Annotated in this window: 14 protein-coding genes and 1 tRNA gene; 7 read left to right on the forward strand and 8 right to left on the reverse strand. The window is 66.7% G+C overall.

Annotation, left to right across the window (positions count from 1 at the left end):
* Nucleotides 1-3: 3 nt before the first annotated feature.
* Genes ACP3TD_RS19225 through ACP3TD_RS19245 form a run of 5 tightly spaced genes read right to left on the reverse strand, consistent with a single transcriptional unit; the run spans nucleotide 4 to nucleotide 6,146 of the window.
* A complete protein-coding gene (locus ACP3TD_RS19225; RefSeq protein ID WP_426764606.1) occupies nucleotides 4-282 on the reverse strand; it encodes a monovalent cation/H+ antiporter complex subunit F in 279 nt (92 codons plus the stop codon).
* The gene (locus ACP3TD_RS19230; RefSeq protein ID WP_426764607.1) at nucleotides 279-824 is read right to left on the reverse strand and encodes a Na+/H+ antiporter subunit E; all 546 of its coding nucleotides are present in this window, start codon (nucleotides 822-824) and stop codon (nucleotides 279-281) included. Before ACP3TD_RS19230 ends, ACP3TD_RS19225 begins: the two co-directional genes overlap by 4 nt.
* Nucleotides 821-2,512: a Na+/H+ antiporter subunit D gene (locus ACP3TD_RS19235; protein WP_426764609.1), complete on the reverse strand. Its 1,692-nt coding sequence runs from the start codon at nucleotides 2,510-2,512 to the stop codon at nucleotides 821-823. The genes ACP3TD_RS19230 and ACP3TD_RS19235 overlap by 4 nt, the downstream gene beginning before the upstream one ends.
* Entirely contained in the window at nucleotides 2,509-3,135 is a 627-nt protein-coding gene (locus ACP3TD_RS19240) for a Na(+)/H(+) antiporter subunit C (RefSeq protein WP_426764611.1), read from the reverse strand. Before ACP3TD_RS19240 ends, ACP3TD_RS19235 begins: the two co-directional genes overlap by 4 nt.
* Nucleotides 3,132-6,146 (reverse strand): Na+/H+ antiporter subunit A, encoded by a 3,015-nt coding sequence (locus tag ACP3TD_RS19245; RefSeq protein ID WP_426764613.1) that lies wholly within the window; start codon nucleotides 6,144-6,146, stop codon nucleotides 3,132-3,134. The genes ACP3TD_RS19240 and ACP3TD_RS19245 overlap by 4 nt, the downstream gene beginning before the upstream one ends.
* 192 nt (nucleotides 6,147-6,338) lie before the next feature.
* Between ACP3TD_RS19245 and ACP3TD_RS19250 the strand changes: the two genes are divergently transcribed.
* Genes ACP3TD_RS19250 through ACP3TD_RS19260 form a run of 3 tightly spaced genes read left to right on the forward strand, consistent with a single transcriptional unit; the run spans nucleotide 6,339 to nucleotide 9,451 of the window.
* On the forward strand, nucleotides 6,339-7,742 hold the full coding sequence (locus tag ACP3TD_RS19250; RefSeq protein ID WP_426764615.1) for an MFS transporter: 1,404 nt from the start codon (nucleotides 6,339-6,341) through the stop codon (nucleotides 7,740-7,742).
* Nucleotides 7,743-7,781: 39 nt separating this feature from the next.
* Nucleotides 7,782-8,264, forward strand: a complete 483-nt coding sequence (locus ACP3TD_RS19255; protein ID WP_056081463.1) for a cation:proton antiporter regulatory subunit — start codon at nucleotides 7,782-7,784, stop codon at nucleotides 8,262-8,264.
* Between the two features lie 5 nt (nucleotides 8,265-8,269).
* Complete coding sequence (locus tag ACP3TD_RS19260; protein ID WP_426764617.1) at nucleotides 8,270-9,451, forward strand: cation:proton antiporter; 1,182 nt, start codon at nucleotides 8,270-8,272, stop codon at nucleotides 9,449-9,451.
* Between the two features lie 28 nt (nucleotides 9,452-9,479).
* Here ACP3TD_RS19260 and dcd read toward each other — a convergent pair whose 3' ends face one another.
* Nucleotides 9,480-10,055 (reverse strand): dCTP deaminase, encoded by a 576-nt coding sequence (gene dcd, locus ACP3TD_RS19265; protein ID WP_091716511.1) that lies wholly within the window; start codon nucleotides 10,053-10,055, stop codon nucleotides 9,480-9,482.
* A 133-nt stretch (nucleotides 10,056-10,188) separates the two neighbouring features.
* Between dcd and ACP3TD_RS19270 the strand changes: the two genes are divergently transcribed.
* The gene (locus tag ACP3TD_RS19270) at nucleotides 10,189-11,979 is read left to right on the forward strand and encodes a CAP domain-containing protein (RefSeq protein WP_426764620.1); all 1,791 of its coding nucleotides are present in this window, start codon (nucleotides 10,189-10,191) and stop codon (nucleotides 11,977-11,979) included.
* A gap of 85 nt (nucleotides 11,980-12,064) precedes the next feature.
* Here ACP3TD_RS19270 and ACP3TD_RS19275 read toward each other — a convergent pair whose 3' ends face one another.
* Complete coding sequence (locus ACP3TD_RS19275; protein ID WP_426764622.1) at nucleotides 12,065-12,526, reverse strand: SRPBCC family protein; 462 nt, start codon at nucleotides 12,524-12,526, stop codon at nucleotides 12,065-12,067.
* A gap of 240 nt (nucleotides 12,527-12,766) precedes the next feature.
* Here ACP3TD_RS19275 and ACP3TD_RS19280 point away from each other — a divergent pair.
* Nucleotides 12,767-12,840 (forward strand) — tRNA-Gly (locus ACP3TD_RS19280).
* 12 nt (nucleotides 12,841-12,852) lie between these two features.
* Here the strand turns inward: ACP3TD_RS19280 and ACP3TD_RS19285 are convergent.
* A complete protein-coding gene (locus tag ACP3TD_RS19285; RefSeq protein WP_426764624.1) occupies nucleotides 12,853-14,277 on the reverse strand; it encodes an MFS transporter in 1,425 nt (474 codons plus the stop codon).
* A gap of 133 nt (nucleotides 14,278-14,410) precedes the next feature.
* On the opposite strand from ACP3TD_RS19285, the gene ACP3TD_RS19290 reads away from it, so the two are divergent.
* Nucleotides 14,411-15,265: a LysR family transcriptional regulator gene (locus ACP3TD_RS19290; protein WP_045732473.1), complete on the forward strand. Its 855-nt coding sequence runs from the start codon at nucleotides 14,411-14,413 to the stop codon at nucleotides 15,263-15,265.
* Between the two features lie 147 nt (nucleotides 15,266-15,412).
* Complete coding sequence (locus tag ACP3TD_RS19295) at nucleotides 15,413-15,727, forward strand: hypothetical protein (protein WP_426764627.1); 315 nt, start codon at nucleotides 15,413-15,415, stop codon at nucleotides 15,725-15,727.
* Nucleotides 15,728-15,761 lie beyond the last annotated feature (34 nt).

Raw genomic sequence — 15,761 nt, forward strand, 5'->3', positions numbered from 1 at the left:
ATGTCAGGGCTCACTGGGGTGCTCCCGCCGGTCGGCCACGAAGCGTGCAACGGTCACTGACCCGATGAAGCCGATCACGGAGATGGCCACCACCAGCATCAGGTTGTTCAGGTGCCGGTTCACGGCCATGTCGATGCACAGCGCGGCGCCCAGGATGGCCAGCAGGACGTCCGAGGCCAGCACCCGGTCCAGCAGCGACGGGCCACGGGCGATCCTGATGATTGCCCCGCCGGCGGCGAGCGAGAGAATGATGGCCGTAACTGCCAGGACCACCTGCATCATGCTGCTGCCTCCGCCCGTACGATGGCGAGTTCTTCGTTGGTGCCCATGATCCGGATGAGTCTGGCTTCGATGTCACGCACTTCATTGCGCAGGTTTTCCACGTCCTCGGCGGAGCTGATGTTGATGGCGTGCAGGTACAAGGTGGAGGTTGACCGGTCCACTTCCACCACCAGCGAGCCCGGGATCAGCGAGATCACGTGGCCGGTGGCGGTGACGATGAGGTCCTGGTGGCTCCGCAGCGTCACGGCCACCACAGCGTTGTGCACTTTGGGTCCGCGGACGGCGGCGAGGTAGAGGATCTGGAAACTGGCCACCACCACCCGGCCCAGGAACATCAGTACGAAGGGAATGGCGTGCCGGACGTTGAAGCGTCCGCTGAGCTCCACGGGCGGCAGGTAGAACAGCCGGGCGACGGCGATGGCCAGCAGTGCCCCGAACAGCAGGTTGCCGGGGCTGAAGTCCTGCCAGAGGGCGCCCCAGACGATGACCAGCCAGACGAGGAGCGGAAGCTCCTGGCGCAGGGAGATACGGCGGCGGCTCATTTTCCTCCTCCCGCTGGTGTCCCAACGGCCGGGACCGCTACGTCCTCACCCAGGACGGCGTGGATGTAGGGGCCGCGGTCCAGCATGTCTGCCGCTGCCCGGTCGGACAGGCCGAACAGGGGTCCGGCGAAGACCGTCAACGCCATGCCGAGGACCACCAGGCCGGCGGTGGGCCCCACCATGGTGCGGGGCATCAGGGTGGAACGGACCAGCGTGCTGCTGCCGCCGCTTCCCGCCCGGCTGAGGACCGGTGCGGCCAGGCCGGTCCTGCCGGCCCCATCCGCCACGGGTTCGTCGTCCACGACTTCCTCCTCCACCGGCTGCCCGGGGGCGGCCAGCAGGACGGGATCCGGGTGTTCGGCGTCGGCAGGACGCCGCCAGAAGGCACGGTTCCAGACCCTGGCCACGGCCAGCAGTGTCAGGAGGCTGGTCACCACGCCGCCGATCACCAGCGCGTAGGCCAGCGGGGTTCCCAGTTCCACGCCGGCCTGCATCAGGCCCACCTTGCCGAGGAACCCGGAGAAGGGCGGGATGCCCGCCAGGTTCATGCCGGGAATGAAGAACAGGAGCGCCAGCAGCGGCGAGATCTTGGCCAACCCGCCCAGCCTGTCCACGGAGGAGCTGCCTCCGCGGCGTTCGATCAGGCCGGTGACCAGGAACAGGCTGGTCTGGATGGTGATGTGGTGGGCCACGTAGAAGATGGCTGCCGCGAGGCCTACAACCGAGGACATGGCCAGCCCGAACACCATGTAGCCGATGTGGCTGACCAGGGTAAACGAGAGCAGACGTTTGATGTCGCTCTGCGCCAGGGCGCCCAGGATTCCCACCACCATGGTCAGCAGCGCCGCGATCATCAGCGGGGTGTTCAGGGTGTCTCCGGGGAACAGCAGGGTCTCGGTGCGGACCATGGCGTAAACGCCCACCTTGGTGAGCAGGCCGGCGAACACGGCGGTGACCGGGGCGGGGGCCGTGGGGTAGGAGTCAGGCAGCCAGAAGGACAGCGGGAAGACGGCGGCCTTGATGCCGAACGCCACCAGCAGCATGACGTGCAGGAGGGTCTTGGTGCCCTGGTCCAGTTCGCCGAGTTTGATGGCCAGGTCCGCCATGTTCACGGTACCGGTGGCCCCGTAGACCATGGCGATGGAAATCAGGAACAGCACCGAGGACACCACGGACACCACCACGTAGGTGACGCCGGCGCGGATGCGGGGCCCGGTGCCGCCCAGCGTCATCAGGACGTAGCTTGCCGTCAGCAGGATCTCGAAGCCCACATAGAGGTTGAAGAGGTCACCGGAGAGGAAGGCGTTGGACACCCCGGCCACCAGGATCAGGTAAGTGGGGTGGAAGATGGACACCGGTGCGTCCTTGTCGCCGTCGGCCATGCCCTGGCCCGTGGCGTAGACGAGCACCGCGAGGCTCACCGCGGAGGAAACCACCAGCATCAGTGACGAGAACTGGTCCACCACCAGCACGATGCCCCATGGCGGAATCCATCCGCCGATGCTGACGGCCACGGTGCCGCCGTCCCACACAGCCGCCATCAGGAAGCATTCGAGCAGCAGGGTCAGGGACAGCAGTCCGATGCTGACGGCCCGCTGGGCACGGGAGTGCCGGATCAGCAGGAAGGTCAGGGCGGCGCCCAGGATGGGAAGTACGACGGCGAGCGGGGCCAGACTGGCGATGTTCACTGTCCGCCTCCTTCCGGGCTGGACTTGACGTTGGGTGAGCCGGGTTTTTCTTCCTGGGCCGCGTTCCCGGCGGGCATTTCGCGGTCGCCCGCCACCACGGTGGCGGTGCCGCCGTGCACCCGGGCGCCGGCTTCACGGCCGCCGGACGTATCATCGCCGGACCCCGGTCGGTGGTCTGAGATGTCCTGCCCGTCGCCGCCCAGCATGGTGAGCGGGAACTCGGACGTTTCGGCGGGAATCTCGGCGTCGTCCTCGGCGTCGAAGCTGGGGGTTTCGGCGACGCGGAGGTCTTCCACGTCATCCTGGATTTCGTCCTCGCGTGCCAGCACCCAGGTCCGGTAGATGATGCCGAGCATGAAGGCGGTTACCGCGAACGAGATCACGATGGACGTCAGGATCAGCGCCTGCGGCAGCGGATCGTTGTAGTCCCCCGCAGCGGTGTCCTTGGAGAACAGCGGGGCCAGGCCGGAGTAGCCGCCGGTGGCAAGGATCAGCAGGTTGGTGGCATTGGCCAGGAGCATGAGCCCCAGAAGGACGCGGGTGAGGCTGCGTTCCAGGATCAGGTAGATGCCGCAGGCATACAGGGCACCCATGACCAGGAGCAGGGCGAGGTTGATGCTCATGCCTTGCCTCCTGAGATGGTTTCGGCTGGCATGTCCTCGGGTTCCTCGTACTCTGCGGGTTCGGTGCCCCGCTCCTCGATGTGTTCGTCCACTTCAGCGCCGAGGCTGCGCAGCACGTCCAGCACCAGTCCCACCACCACGATGTACACGCCGATGTCGAAAATGGTGGACGTGACGAACTTGATGTCCCCGAACACGGGCAGCCAGAACTGGATGATGGCGCTCTGGAACACCTGGCCGCCCAGGAAGAGCGGCGCAACACCCGAGCCCGCGGCCGTGGCCAGGCCGATGCCCAGCAGGCCACCGGCGCTGACGGGGGTTGCCTCGCTGAGTTCGAACCGGCCGCCGGCCAGGTAGCGGATGGTCAGTGCCAGGCCGGCGGTCAGGCCACCGGCGAAGCCGCCGCCAGGCAGGTTGTGGCCGGCGAACAGGAGGTAGAGCGAGAAGATCACCAGCGAGTGGAAGACCAGCCGGGTGACCACTTCGAAGATGATGGAGCGGCGTTCCGGTGCCAGCGTCCGGCCGGCCACCAGCCAGGCGTCCCGGGTGGCCGTGGCGAACTTCCTGCTGATGGCCAGGGCGGCACCGTCCCGGGAACCCGGGTCCACGCCGTGGAAGCGGCCCACGGTTCCTTCCGCCACGGAGGAGGAGGCCCGCAGGCGGTCACCGCGGCCGCGGACGAAGATGAGGCTGGCAACACCCGTGGCGGCCAGTGCCAGCACCGTGATTTCACCGAAGGTGTCCCAGGCCCTGATGTCCACGAGCGTGACGTTGACAATGTTCAATCCGCCGCCGCCTTCGTAGGCCAGTTGCGGGAACTGCAGGGAGATGGGCTGGGCCACGCGGGCGCCCATGGCATAGATGGCCGCGAACACCATGGTGGCTCCGAAGGCTGCGCCGATGATGACACGGACCACACGGTATTTGCCGCCGGTACGGTCCCGCAGTTCGGGCGGGAGGCGGCGCATGCCGAGGACGAAGGCCACCAGGATGATGGTTTCCACCAGCATCTGCGTCAGTGCCAGGTCCGGGGCCCCCTGGAGGGCGAACATCAGGGCGATGCCGTAGCCGGTGACCGATACCATCAGGACGGCGAGGAAGCGCTTGTTCGCCTTGACTGCTGCGAGGGCGCCGATCAGGATGCCGATGCCCGCGACGATCTGCAGCGGAGAGCCCGGATCCACCAGGTAGATATTGTCCGGAAGCGGCTTGCCGGCGAAGAGGATGGCAGTCAGCGGCAGGACGAACGCCACTGTGAGGATGACGGCGAGGTAGAAGTAGAGCGAACCGCGCTGGGTCCGGCCGGTGATCCACACGGCGATGTCGTCCAGCGCACCGATGGTCAGCTGGTAGGCACGGTCGGCATCCACCCAGTCCGGCACCAGCGCCTGCGCCCGGGCCACGGCGTTGCGGCCGAAGTACATGGCAGCGCCGAGGACAAAGGTGAGCGTCGTCAGGCCAAGTGCGGGGGTCAGCCCGTGCCACAATGCCAGGTGCCCGGCCTGCTCGGCCGGTGTTCCGGCGTCGGGCGCTGTGGACGCGAACAGCGCGGCATACGGCTGGATCCAGGTGTCAACCGGCGCCGGCCACAGGCCGTAGGCGATGGTCAGGATGCTCAGGACGGCCGGGGCTGCGATGAAGGAAGGCCGGACGGCCTTGAACTGGGTGGGCTCCACGCCGGGTTTGACGGCGAAGGCGCCCCACATGAAGCGCGCGCTGTACGCGAAGGTGAGGACTGAACCCAGGACCAGCCCCACCAGGACCACCATGCCCCACGGTCCGGCGTCAGGGTCCCCGGCGTGGTGGACGAACGCTTCCAGCACGGATTCCTTGGCCACGAACCCGGCAAGGAAGGGGATGCCGGCCATGGACGCGGCACCGATACCGGCCACGATCCCCAGGGCGCGGGAGGACCTGAAGACGCCCGAAAGCTTCCGGACATCGCGCGTTCCGGACTGGTGGTCGATGATGCCGACCACCAGGAAGAGCGTCGCCTTGAAGAGGCCATGGGCGAGCAGCATTGCCAGGCCGGCCAACGCGGCGTCCGGCGTGCCGAGGCCCACCACCATGGTGAGGAAGCCCAGCTGGCTGACGGTACCGTAGGCGAGGATGAGTTTGATGTCAGTCTGGCGCAGCGCCCGGTAGCCGCCCACCAGCATGGTGGCCAGGCCCAGGCCCAGCACCACGGGCTGCCAGTAGGCCGTCTCCGCGAATCCTGGCGCCAGCCGTGCCACCAGGTAGATGCCGGCCTTCACCATGGCGGCGGCGTGCAGGTAGGCGCTGACCGGGGTGGGGGCGGCCATGGCGCCGGGAAGCCAGAAGTGGAAGGGCACCAGCGCGGACTTGGTGATGGCGCCCACCAGGATGAGCACGACGGCGGCGCTCACCACGGCGCCGGACGGGCCCTCCACGAGCACGTGGGCCTGTTCGAGGATGGCAGAGATGCGGTAGGTTCCGGCCGCCTGGCCCAGCATGATGAGTCCCACCAACATGGCCAGGCCACCGGCGGTGGTGACCATCAGGGCCTGCAGCGCCGAGCGCCGGGCCGCCAGCCTGGTCCGGGCAAAGCCGATCAGCAGGTAGGACAGGATGGTGGTGAGTTCCCAGAAAATGAAGAGCAGCAGCAGGTCATCGGCCACCACCAGGCCGAACATGGCGCCGGCGAAACCCAGGAGCTGCGCGCCGAACGCGCCGAGGTCCTGGTCCTTCCGCTTGAAGTACCGGGCGCAGTAGAGCAGCACCAGGGCACCAACGCCCAGCACCAGCAGCGACATCACCCAGGCCAGCGGGTCCATGCGGAAGGCGAACTCGAGGTGGAGGCCGGGAATCCAGGGGATGACCTCGGCCACCGCACCCTGTTCCGAATAGACGGGGCCGTACTGGAACAGGAGCCAGACGAACGAGGCAGCGGGAACCGCTGCCAAAGCGTAGAATGCGTTGCGGCCCCACTTCCTGAAGAACAACGGCGCCAGTACAGCCACCGAAAAGTGCACGGCAAGGACTGTGATCACTGGTATCTCCGCAACGTCAGGAATTCGATTGTCAAAAGTTGGAGCAGGCGGCAAAATGTCGGGTTCGGGAATCCACAGTTTATCAAGCCCGGGCGCCTGACCCGTCGCGGTTTCCCGGCCCCCGCGCGCGATTCCGCGCCAGTCAGGGCTTCGGTCCGCATCCTGTTCGCCCTTGGCGGATACGATGCAGCTATGAACAGCGCCAGCGCTCCCCGGGCCATGCAGCCGTCCTCGGAACTAGCATCCGGCAACCAGGTCTCCAGCAAGGGCCGGATCCTGGCCTGGGCGTCCTGGGACTGGGGTTCGGCAGCCTTCAACGCCGTGATGACCACCTTCGTGTTCACCGTCTACCTGACGTCCAACGCTTTCGGCGGCAAGGACGAAGCCTCGGCGGTCCTTGGCGGCGCCCTCGCCGTGGCGGGCCTCGCCATCGCGCTGCTGGCCCCCGTGACCGGGCAGCGCTCCGACGCCGGCGGCAGGCGGAAGCTGTGGCTGGGAGTCAACACGGCCGCCGTCGCAGTCCTCACGGCGCTGTGCTTCTTCGTCTTCCCGCAGCCGGAATTCCTGCTGCTGGGCGTCACGCTGATCGCCCTGGGCAACGTGTTCTTCGAGTTCGCCGGGGTCAACTACAACGCCATGCTGGCACAAATTTCCACCCCCCGGAACATCGGCAAGGTCAGCGGCATCGGCTGGGGCGCCGGGTACCTGGGCGGCATCGTGGCACTGCTGATCGTGCTGCAGCTGTTCGTCCAGCCCAGCTTCGACTGGTTCGGCGCGTCCACCCGGGACAGCCTGAACATCCGGCTGGTGGCCGTGTTTTCGGCCCTCTGGTTCTTCATTTTTGCCCTGCCGGTCCTGCTCGCCGTCCCGGAACTGCCCCGGACCGGGCAGGCAGCCCGCCTCGGCATCGTGGCCAGCTACCGGCTGCTCTTCCGGCGAATCCGCGCCATCTACTCCACCAGCCCGCACACCATCTACTTCCTGCTGGCCAGCGCCGTGTTCCGTGACGGGCTGGCCGCGGTGTTCACCTTCGGCGGCATCATCGCCGCGGGCACCTTCGGGTTCGAGCTTTCACAGGTCATCTTCTTCGCCATCTTCGGCAATGTGGTGGCGGCAGTCGGAGCCATCATCGGCGGGTTCCTGGACGACAGGGTGGGACCCAAGGCAGTCATCATCGGCTCGCTCGCGGGCCTGCTGGTGGCAGGCACCGTGATCCTGGTACTGGGTAACGGCGACTATTCCTTCTTCGGCATGGATTGGGCCGGCAGCACCACGTTCTGGGTGTTCGGCCTGTTCCTCTGCCTGTTCGTAGGCCCGGCGCAGTCGTCATCGCGCGCGTACCTCGCCCGGCTCGCACCGCACGGGGAGTCCGGCGAACTGTTCGGCCTCTACGCCACCACCGGCCGGGCCGTCAGCTTCCTGGCACCGGCCCTCTTCACGCTGTGCATCACGGTGGCAACCCCGCTGGTAGCCGCCGGAGAGGCGCAGCGATGGGGCATCCTGGGCATCATGGTGGTCCTGCTCGCCGGGCTGCTGGTCCTGCTGCCGGTAAAGTCGCCGGACAAGGCTCCCATCGCCATCGTCCCCTCCGCCTGACCCCACCCACGCAGCGCTCCGGAAGACTAGGCTTTAACCATGAACGTGGACGAAACGAACCTTCCCGGCCTCGGCCGCCGGAAGGACTTCATGACAGCCTCCGGACGCCGGATCGGCGTGGTGGAGCTGAGGGAAGGCCAGACCGAGCTCATCGTCTCCACGTGGGATGATCCCGATACCTGCCAGGCTTCCATTCCCCTGACCAGCGATGAAGCCGCAACCCTGGGCAACCTGTTGGGCGGCCAGCACCTCGCCATGAAGCTGACGGAAGAGCACAAGGACGTCCCGGGCATCGTTACCCGGCAGTTCTCCATCGCCCCGGAGTCCCCGTTCCAGAACCAGCCCATGGGCAAGGCGTGCATCCGTACCCGGTGCGGCGTCTCCATCGTGGCCATCATGCGCGAAGGCGAGGTCCTGCCCTCGCCCGGACCCGACGTGATCCTTCATACCGGTGACCTGCTGGTTGCTGTCGGAACCCTGAAAGGCCTCGATTCGGCGGCCGACATCCTGCGCCACGGCTGACCCCTATGGACCCGCTGGCCCTGACCCTCATCGAACTGGGGGCCGTTGTGTTCTGCCTTGGCCTGTTGGCCAGGCTGGCCGGACGGATAGGAATGTCACCCATCCCGCTCTACCTGCTGGGCGGGCTCGCTTTCGGCGCCGGTGGTGTGGTGAAGCTCGAAGGCATGCACGAGTTCGCACACCTTTCCGGCGAAATCGGCGTCATCCTGCTCCTGCTTATGCTCGGACTGGAATATACGGCGGCGGAGCTGTTCACGGGCCTGCGGCGGTCGTGGCAGGCCGGCGTGCTGGACCTCGTGCTCAACTTCCTTCCGGGAGCGGCGCTGGCCCTGCTCCTCGGCTGGGGCGGTGTGGGGGCCATGGTGATGGGCGGCGTCACCTACATTTCCTCGTCCGGAATCGCCGCGAAGGTCATCACGGACCTGGGCAGGCTGGGCAACCGTGAAACACCGGTGGTGCTGTCCATCCTGGTGTTCGAAGACCTGGCCATGGCCGTCTACCTTCCCATCCTGACTGCCACCCTCGCGGGCGTCAGTTTCCTGGGCGGTCTGACCACCGTGGCCATTGCGTTGGCCGTGGTCACTGCGGTTCTCATGGTGGCGCTGCGGCACGGCCACCATGTGTCCAAGGCCGTGCACAGCGAAAACTCGGAGGTGTTCCTGCTCAACGTGCTGGGCGCCGCGCTCCTGGTGGCTGGGCTGGCCTCTGCCATGCAGGTCTCCGCAGCGGTGGGCGCCTTCATGCTCGGCATCGCCATCTCCGGCGCCACCGCCCACAACGCCACCCGCATTCTGGAACCGCTGCGCGACCTTTTCGCCGCCATCTTCTTCGTGGCCTTCGGGCTGAACACCGACCCCACATCCATCCCGCCGGTACTGGGCTGGGCCCTGGTGCTGGCGGTGCTCACTGCCGGAACCAAAATGGCCACCGGAATCTGGGCAGCCAAACGCGAAGGGATTGCCCGGCCCGGACGTTTCCGGGCCGGTGCCACGCTCATCGCCCGCGGCGAGTTCTCGATCGTGATCGCCGGGCTGGCCGTCGCCTCAGGCGCCGTACCGTCCAACCTTGCCGCCCTGGCCACCGCCTACGTCCTGCTGATGGCCGTCATCGGCCCGCTGGCCGCGCGCTTCGTGGAACCCCTGGTCAAGGCATCGACGCGGAGGCGGCAGGTCCCGGCGCAGGCGTAGGCGAAACCGGTACGGAGTGCCGGTGGCGCTAGATGCGGGTGCGGTGGAAGTTCAGGTGGCTCCGGCTGGCGGTCGGGCCGCGCTGGCCCTGGTAACGGTTGCCGTACTCGCCCTGGCCGTAGGGGTACTCTGCCGCGGAGCTTAGGCGGAAGAAGCAGAGCTGGCCGATCTTCATGCCGGGCCACAGCTTGATGGGCAGCGTGGCCATGTTGGACAGTTCCAGCGTGACGTGGCCTGAAAAGCCGGGGTCAATGAAGCCCGCGGTGGAGTGCGTCAGGAGCCCCAAGCGGCCCAGCGAGGACTTGCCTTCCAGCCGGGCTGCGATGTCATCCGGGAGGGTGACGGTCTCGTAAGTGGAGCCCAGGACGAACTCGCCCGGGTGCAGGATAAAGGCTTCGTCCTGCTCAACCTCCACCAGCCGCGTCAGCTCCGGCTGCTCCTGCGCAGGATCGATGTGGGCGTACTTGTGGTTGTCGAAAAGCCTGAAGAACTTATCGATCCGGACGTCCACCGACGACGGCTGCACCATCGCGGGCTCGAACGGTTCCAGCACTATCCGCTGGGAGTCTATTTCGGCACGAATATCGCGGTCTGAGATCAGCACCGTCCCAAATTACCGTATGGGATATCCACAGCCACATTCTTTCGTTGTTGCTGTAGTCCAGTGGGGCTAATGTTGCCTCAGATACACAGGCGCCGGATGGTCTCCCGGATGGCCCAACAGAGCTGGGGATGTTGTGAATAAATTAGTCGCGCCCACTTTTATTGGCGTGCTCTGCGCGCTGGTGCTCGCCTCCTCGACGGCGGGGCCAGTCCCGCTGCCGTTGGTTACCGCGCAGCACGCGTCGTCGTCAGGAGCGTCACGCGTCTCGCTGGGGGCGGCCACCGGGAACGGCGCCGGCACATCCAGCGCGGGGAACAGCGCCTCCGGCACCGCCCTTACCCCGGCTGTAGATCCGGACATCAGGGTTGCCTCGCCCACCCCGCCTTTGGACGTGGCAACGCCGGCAGCTCCGTCGGCCCCCGCGGGGGGACCGGCGCTGGACATCAAGCCGGTCCAGGAACCGTCCCCCGCGCCATCAGCAGATTCCGCCGGCGCTTCGGCTCCCGCCACTGCGCAGCCCGCTGCCGAGGTCCCGTCAATACCCCCACTGTGGGCACCGGACGCCGAACTGGCTTCCCCGCCGCCGGCAACATCGGGGCCCACCACGTCCGGGCCGGCAACCTCCGAATCATTGGCTGCGCCCCCGGCCACGGAGGCACTGGTCAAGGACGACAACTCCGCAGCGATCCTCACCGTCTTCACCAGGATCAACGAGTACCGGGCGTCCAAGGGTTTGAACCCGGTGAAATACAACCCCACTGTCGCCGGCCTCTCCCAGGAGTGGTCGGACAGCATTGCCTCACGCGAGGTCATTGAACACCGCGCCAACTTCTGGACAGATCCGCGCGCCATGAACCCCAACAACGGCGCAGGCGAGGTCATCGCCATTCGGACAGACAGGGATGCCGCCCAGCTGGTGGAATGGTGGAAAGGCTCCCCCGGGCACAACGCCATGCTCATTGACCCCCGGTTCAACGTCATGGGCGCCGGCATCTCTTACACCAACTCCACCTACCAGATCTGGGGTGTAGTCAACTTCTTCGGCTATACCACCCTCCCGGCCGGCACCGTGGACTCACCCGGCGGGTCCAGCGGGTCCTCCGCCGGAGGCTCCGCTTTCCCAGCGCCGGCACCCACCCTGTGCGATGCCACGGGGCGGCACATGCCTCCCACCCTGGACCTGAGTGCCGCGGCCATCACGGGGCCCGGCGACCTCGTGACCGTAAATTCTTCGGGCCAGCTGCTCAACAGGGCCTCAACAGGTGTCCGCACGTACGCCGCCGCCAAGGTCATCGGCTCCGGCTTCAGCGGCGCGAAGGAAGTCTTCGTCACCGACTGGGACCGGGATGGCGCCTACGACCTCGTAACCCAGTGGACCAACGGGAACCTGACCCTGCACCGCGGCATCGCCACCGGAGGGTTCCAGGCAGCAATCACCCTGGGATCCGGCGGCTGGCAGTCCCTCACCCTCGCGGTGGGCGGCTGGTGCGCCAACAACAGGATGCCGCAGATCCTGGCCCTGGACGGCAGCGGGAACCTCTTCCTGTACCCCAATAAGGGAACCAGCGACCTCTCGGCCAGGGCCTTGATCACAAGCGGCATCAACGCGTCCCGCCTCGCGATGGTGGACTACGACGCCGACGGCTTCCAGGATGTCCTCGCCCTCCGCACTGATGGCGCGGTACAGCTCTACCGCGGCTGGGGAACCACAACCCTCCGAGCTGAGGCGCGGCCCACGGTGGCCACCGGCTGGCAGGATGTCACCGGCATCAGGGCGCTGAAGAACGTCACCGGCCTGAACTCCACCGGCGTCGCGCTCCGCAGGGCTTCCGATGTTGTGCAGTACTGGGACCTCTCGGGCGGAAGCCTGGCGTCGCCGTCGAACATTGCAGGCCCCTGGACCGGCCAGCGGCTGGCGCAGTAAGAACCACGCAGTAAGTACCAGGCAGAAGGCGTAGACCTGCCGAAGAACGGCGGTGGCGGAAGCTGGTGGGCCGGACGTTGCCTGGCTAGCTCACGGTCTGCAGCTCCAGCACGTCCTTGAGCCGGTCCAGCTGGGATACCTCGGCGCGGACCCGTCGCTGGGCAATCTTATTCAGGAGGCCGAACCGGTCAAGGAAGGAGAACGAGCCTTCCGGCCGGGCTTCGAGCGCGTAGCGGAGCCGGGTGCCATCGTTCTCGGTGCTGAGGTAGTAGCCGCCCGAACGGTTTGACGGGCCGGAGGTCACCCGGAACTGGATTTCGGCGCCGGGCCTGGCCTGGGTGATTTCCAGCTCGGCCGGAATGCTAAGCCCGGACCGCCCCGCCACCATCTTGCGGTACACGGCCCCCTTGGTGCCGGCAGAGCCCTGCACCAGCTTCACGCTCCGGACAGCTTCGCGCCACATGGGCAAGTTGGTGGCGTCCAGCAGGTACAGGTACACGGCCATGGCGTCACGCCGGATGAGGACCTCGTGTTCTGCGGATGCCATGGGGATCTTTCTGTGGTTGACGCCGGCATGCTGCCCGGACCGCCTCCCCCTGGCGCCACAGCATTCCGGTTCAGGTTAGCCAGCCCGCCGGGTGCCAACCTAGCCAGATGCGGCGACGTTATTGAAGAGTTACTGGATGACGTGCCGGACTTGGGACACGGCTGGAACTGCCGGCACCGTGGCCGGACCGCCGTTCCATCTGCGCTAAGCTAAGTTCTGCCCCGCAGATGCGGCGGCAACGCGGCTGTAGCTCAATGGTAGAGCGCTAGCTTCCCAAGCTTGATACGCGGGTTCGATTCCCGTCAGCCGCTCCAGTTTTCCCCTCCTCAGGCGCGGGACACGGCCCGGGGAGCGATCCGCACCGGCCGGCGCCGGTTCTTCAAATCCACCCGCAGGGTCAACGCGCCCTTCCGTGCCAGGACGGTGCCCACCACAACGGCCGCGAGTGCAGGCACCCCGCCGGATACCAGGAGGGCAATGTGCGGGTCGGCGTGTTCGGCGATCCACCCCAGCATCGGACCGCCAATTGCCTGGCCGCCGATAAGCACCATGATGTACAGGCTCATGACGCGCCCGCGGATCCCCATGTTTGAGCTGATCTGCACCAGCTGGTTGGAGCCGGTGAGGAACATCAGGCACCAGAACCCGGAAAGCACCATCACAGCCCCGAACGTTGCCAGCGAGGGAGCCAGCGCAGCCAGGCACAGCATGGCCCCATACATTCCCGCACAGAACACCACCGAGCGCAGCCGCAGTTGGCGGCGCCGGGTCGAGGCTATGGCACCGGCCAGGGCACCGAGGGCCACCAGCGCGTTCAGGAGGCCATATCCGCCGGCGCCCACACGGAAGACGTGGTCGGCAAAGGCCGCGAGGATCACCGGCAGGCTCATGGCGAAGACGGAGATGAATCCGGCCATCAGCCAAGGCCAGTAGATGGTGGGCTTGCTCAGCGCATACCTGAGTCCCTCGCGCAGCATGCCCTTGCTCTTGGGTGCGGGGGCGCTGACGTGCAACTGGTCCTTGCGGAGGATGAGCAGCATCGCCACCGTGGAGCAGCAGGCCACCGCGTTGGCCGCGAAGGCCCAGCCCGCACCCACGGCGGTGAGGAGCAATCCGGCCAGCGCCGGCCCGATCAGCCCGCCCAGCTGGAATGTGGTGGAGTTGACGCTGATGGCGTTCCGCAGGTGGGTGGGACCCACCAGTTCGTTGACGAACACCTGGCGCGCGGGCTGGTCGAGCACCGTGACCAGTCCCAGGACCAGGGCGATCACGTAGACGTGCCACACCGCGATGGCGCCGGTCAGGGCGAGCGTGGCGAGCAGGGCAGCCAGGACGGCGGCCATGCTCTGGCACAGGATCAGGATCTTCCGCTTGGCGAACCGATCGGCAATCATGCCGCCCCACGGACCCAGCAGCAGCGACGGCAGGAACTGCAGTGCCACCGTGAACCCCACGGCCGTGACGGACCCGGACAGCTGGAGGACCAGCCAGTCCTGGGCGATGCGCTGCATCCAGATGGCGATGACGGCGATGAAGTGGCCCACCGCGAAGATCCGGAAGTTGGGCACGCTGAGGGAGATAAACGTGTGCTTCCACGGCAGGCGTTCCGCGACGACGGGCACGGGCTGGGTGAGCGCGTCCCCGTTCCGGACGTGGGGAGCTTGCGGGGCGGGCGGCAGGGCCGGTGCTGAACTCGCGGAATCGATGACGGGCTGGCTGACGGTTGCCGACGACGGCGGTGGGGGTGCCACAGGTTTGTCCTCAAAGTGGGTGCGGTCCGGGATGCCCTTAACGCTATGGTGGCGCTAACAGATTATGGAGACGTATTGTCCCTATAACTCGTATTGCAAACCGCAATACAACGCGCAGCCGATGGAGTCCACCGTGTTCGAACCAGCCCAACTCCGCTCGTTCCTGGCTGTTGCCGAGACCCTGAGCTTTACCAAGGCCGCGGACCGGCTGGGGCTGGCCCAGCCCACCATCAGCCAGCACATCCGGAAGCTGGAGACTGCCGCCAAACGTGTCCTCATCACCCGGGACACCCGGGACGTGCGGCTGACGGACAACGGGGACGCGATGGCGGGTTTCGCCAGGAACATCCTCTCGGCCCACGACGCCGCGGCCCGCTACTTTTCCGGCTCGGCGATGCGGGGCCGGCTGCGTTTCGGCACGGCCGACGATCTGGCCATCACCGGGCTGCCCCGGATCCTGCGCGAGTTCCGGCAGATCTACCCGCAGATTAACCTTGAACTGACGGTGGGCCAAAGCGACCAGCTCTACCGCAAGCTCAACGCCGGCCAACTGGACCTGGTGTTCGTCAAGTGGGTGGCCGGGGCCAAGGACGGCACCGTGGTCCAGCACGATTCCTTCTCCTGGGTGGGCCTGGAGCAGACGTCCCTCGAACCGGGCGCGCCGGTGCCCCTGATCGCCTACCCCTCCCCCAGCCTCAGCCGGAAACTTGCCATCGACGCTCTCGAAGCGCACGGCCGGACCTGGCGGATCACCTGCACCACCCGCCAGATCAGCGGCGTCCTGGCCGCCGTCCGGGCCGGAATCGGCGTGGCTGTCATGCCGTCATCGCTGGTACCGGAGGACCTGAAGATCATCACCCGCCGGTTCGACCTGCCGGCGGTCGGCGATGTGGATTTCACCCTGATCCGGAACCCGCTGGCCAATGCAGAAGTCATCGACGCGCTTACGCAGTCCATTGTGGGGCGGATCATCAACCGCCAGGGGTGAACCGGCAAGGCAGAGCCGGGAGAAATCTTTCATTGATGTCAGATCGTTGCATAATCTATGCTGGTTCCTCCAGGGTCAAGCAGCAGGCCGGTTCTACAATACGGGCGCGCCTGCACACCATGGCACGCAGCCCGGGACAGGCAGCCAATGACGACAGCCAGGAACACCCACTTCAGCGCCGCACACGCCCGCCCGCACACCAGCACCCGGCCGGCAACACGGCAGTCCACCCTCGGCAGCGGCCTTGCCACCACCGATTCGGGCTACATCGGAAAGCCGACCTGCGAAAAGTGCAGGACGGACGAATTCATCTATCTTGAGTCCTATATTCCGCCCACCTACCGGCACGACGGGTCAGTCGCGGCACTGGGCGAGGTGGCCTACAACTGCACGCGGTGCGAGGACTTCTCGGCCCATAGCGTGCCCGTGACGTGGTCTCCGCCAGGTTGGTACCTGGGCTGACATGCCACGGGCCGGGCGGGCCGTTACCCACGCT

It is taken from the genome of Pseudarthrobacter sp. 1G09 (assembly GCF_050038305.1).
Classification (GTDB): Bacteria; Actinomycetota; Actinomycetes; order Actinomycetales; family Micrococcaceae; genus Arthrobacter; species Arthrobacter equi.

Excerpts from the sequence above, each read along its gene's own strand:
- ACP3TD_RS19250 (WP_426764615.1), top strand. The coding sequence starts at position 6,339 with ATGAACAGCGCCAGCGCTCCCCGGGCCATGCAGCCGTCCTCGGAACTA.
- ACP3TD_RS19260 (WP_426764617.1), top strand. The coding sequence starts at position 8,270 with ATGGACCCGCTGGCCCTGACCCTCATCGAACTGGGGGCCGTTGTGTTC.
- ACP3TD_RS19240 (WP_426764611.1), bottom strand. The coding sequence starts at position 3,135 with ATGAGCATCAACCTCGCCCTGCTCCTGGTCATGGGTGCCCTGTATGCC.
- ACP3TD_RS19275 (WP_426764622.1), bottom strand. The coding sequence starts at position 12,526 with ATGGCATCCGCAGAACACGAGGTCCTCATCCGGCGTGACGCCATGGCC.
- ACP3TD_RS19225 (WP_426764606.1), bottom strand. The coding sequence starts at position 282 with ATGATGCAGGTGGTCCTGGCAGTTACGGCCATCATTCTCTCGCTCGCC.
- ACP3TD_RS19230 (WP_426764607.1), bottom strand. The coding sequence starts at position 824 with ATGAGCCGCCGCCGTATCTCCCTGCGCCAGGAGCTTCCGCTCCTCGTC.
- ACP3TD_RS19255 (WP_056081463.1), top strand. The coding sequence starts at position 7,782 with ATGAACGTGGACGAAACGAACCTTCCCGGCCTCGGCCGCCGGAAGGAC.
- ACP3TD_RS19295 (WP_426764627.1), top strand. The coding sequence starts at position 15,413 with ATGACGACAGCCAGGAACACCCACTTCAGCGCCGCACACGCCCGCCCG.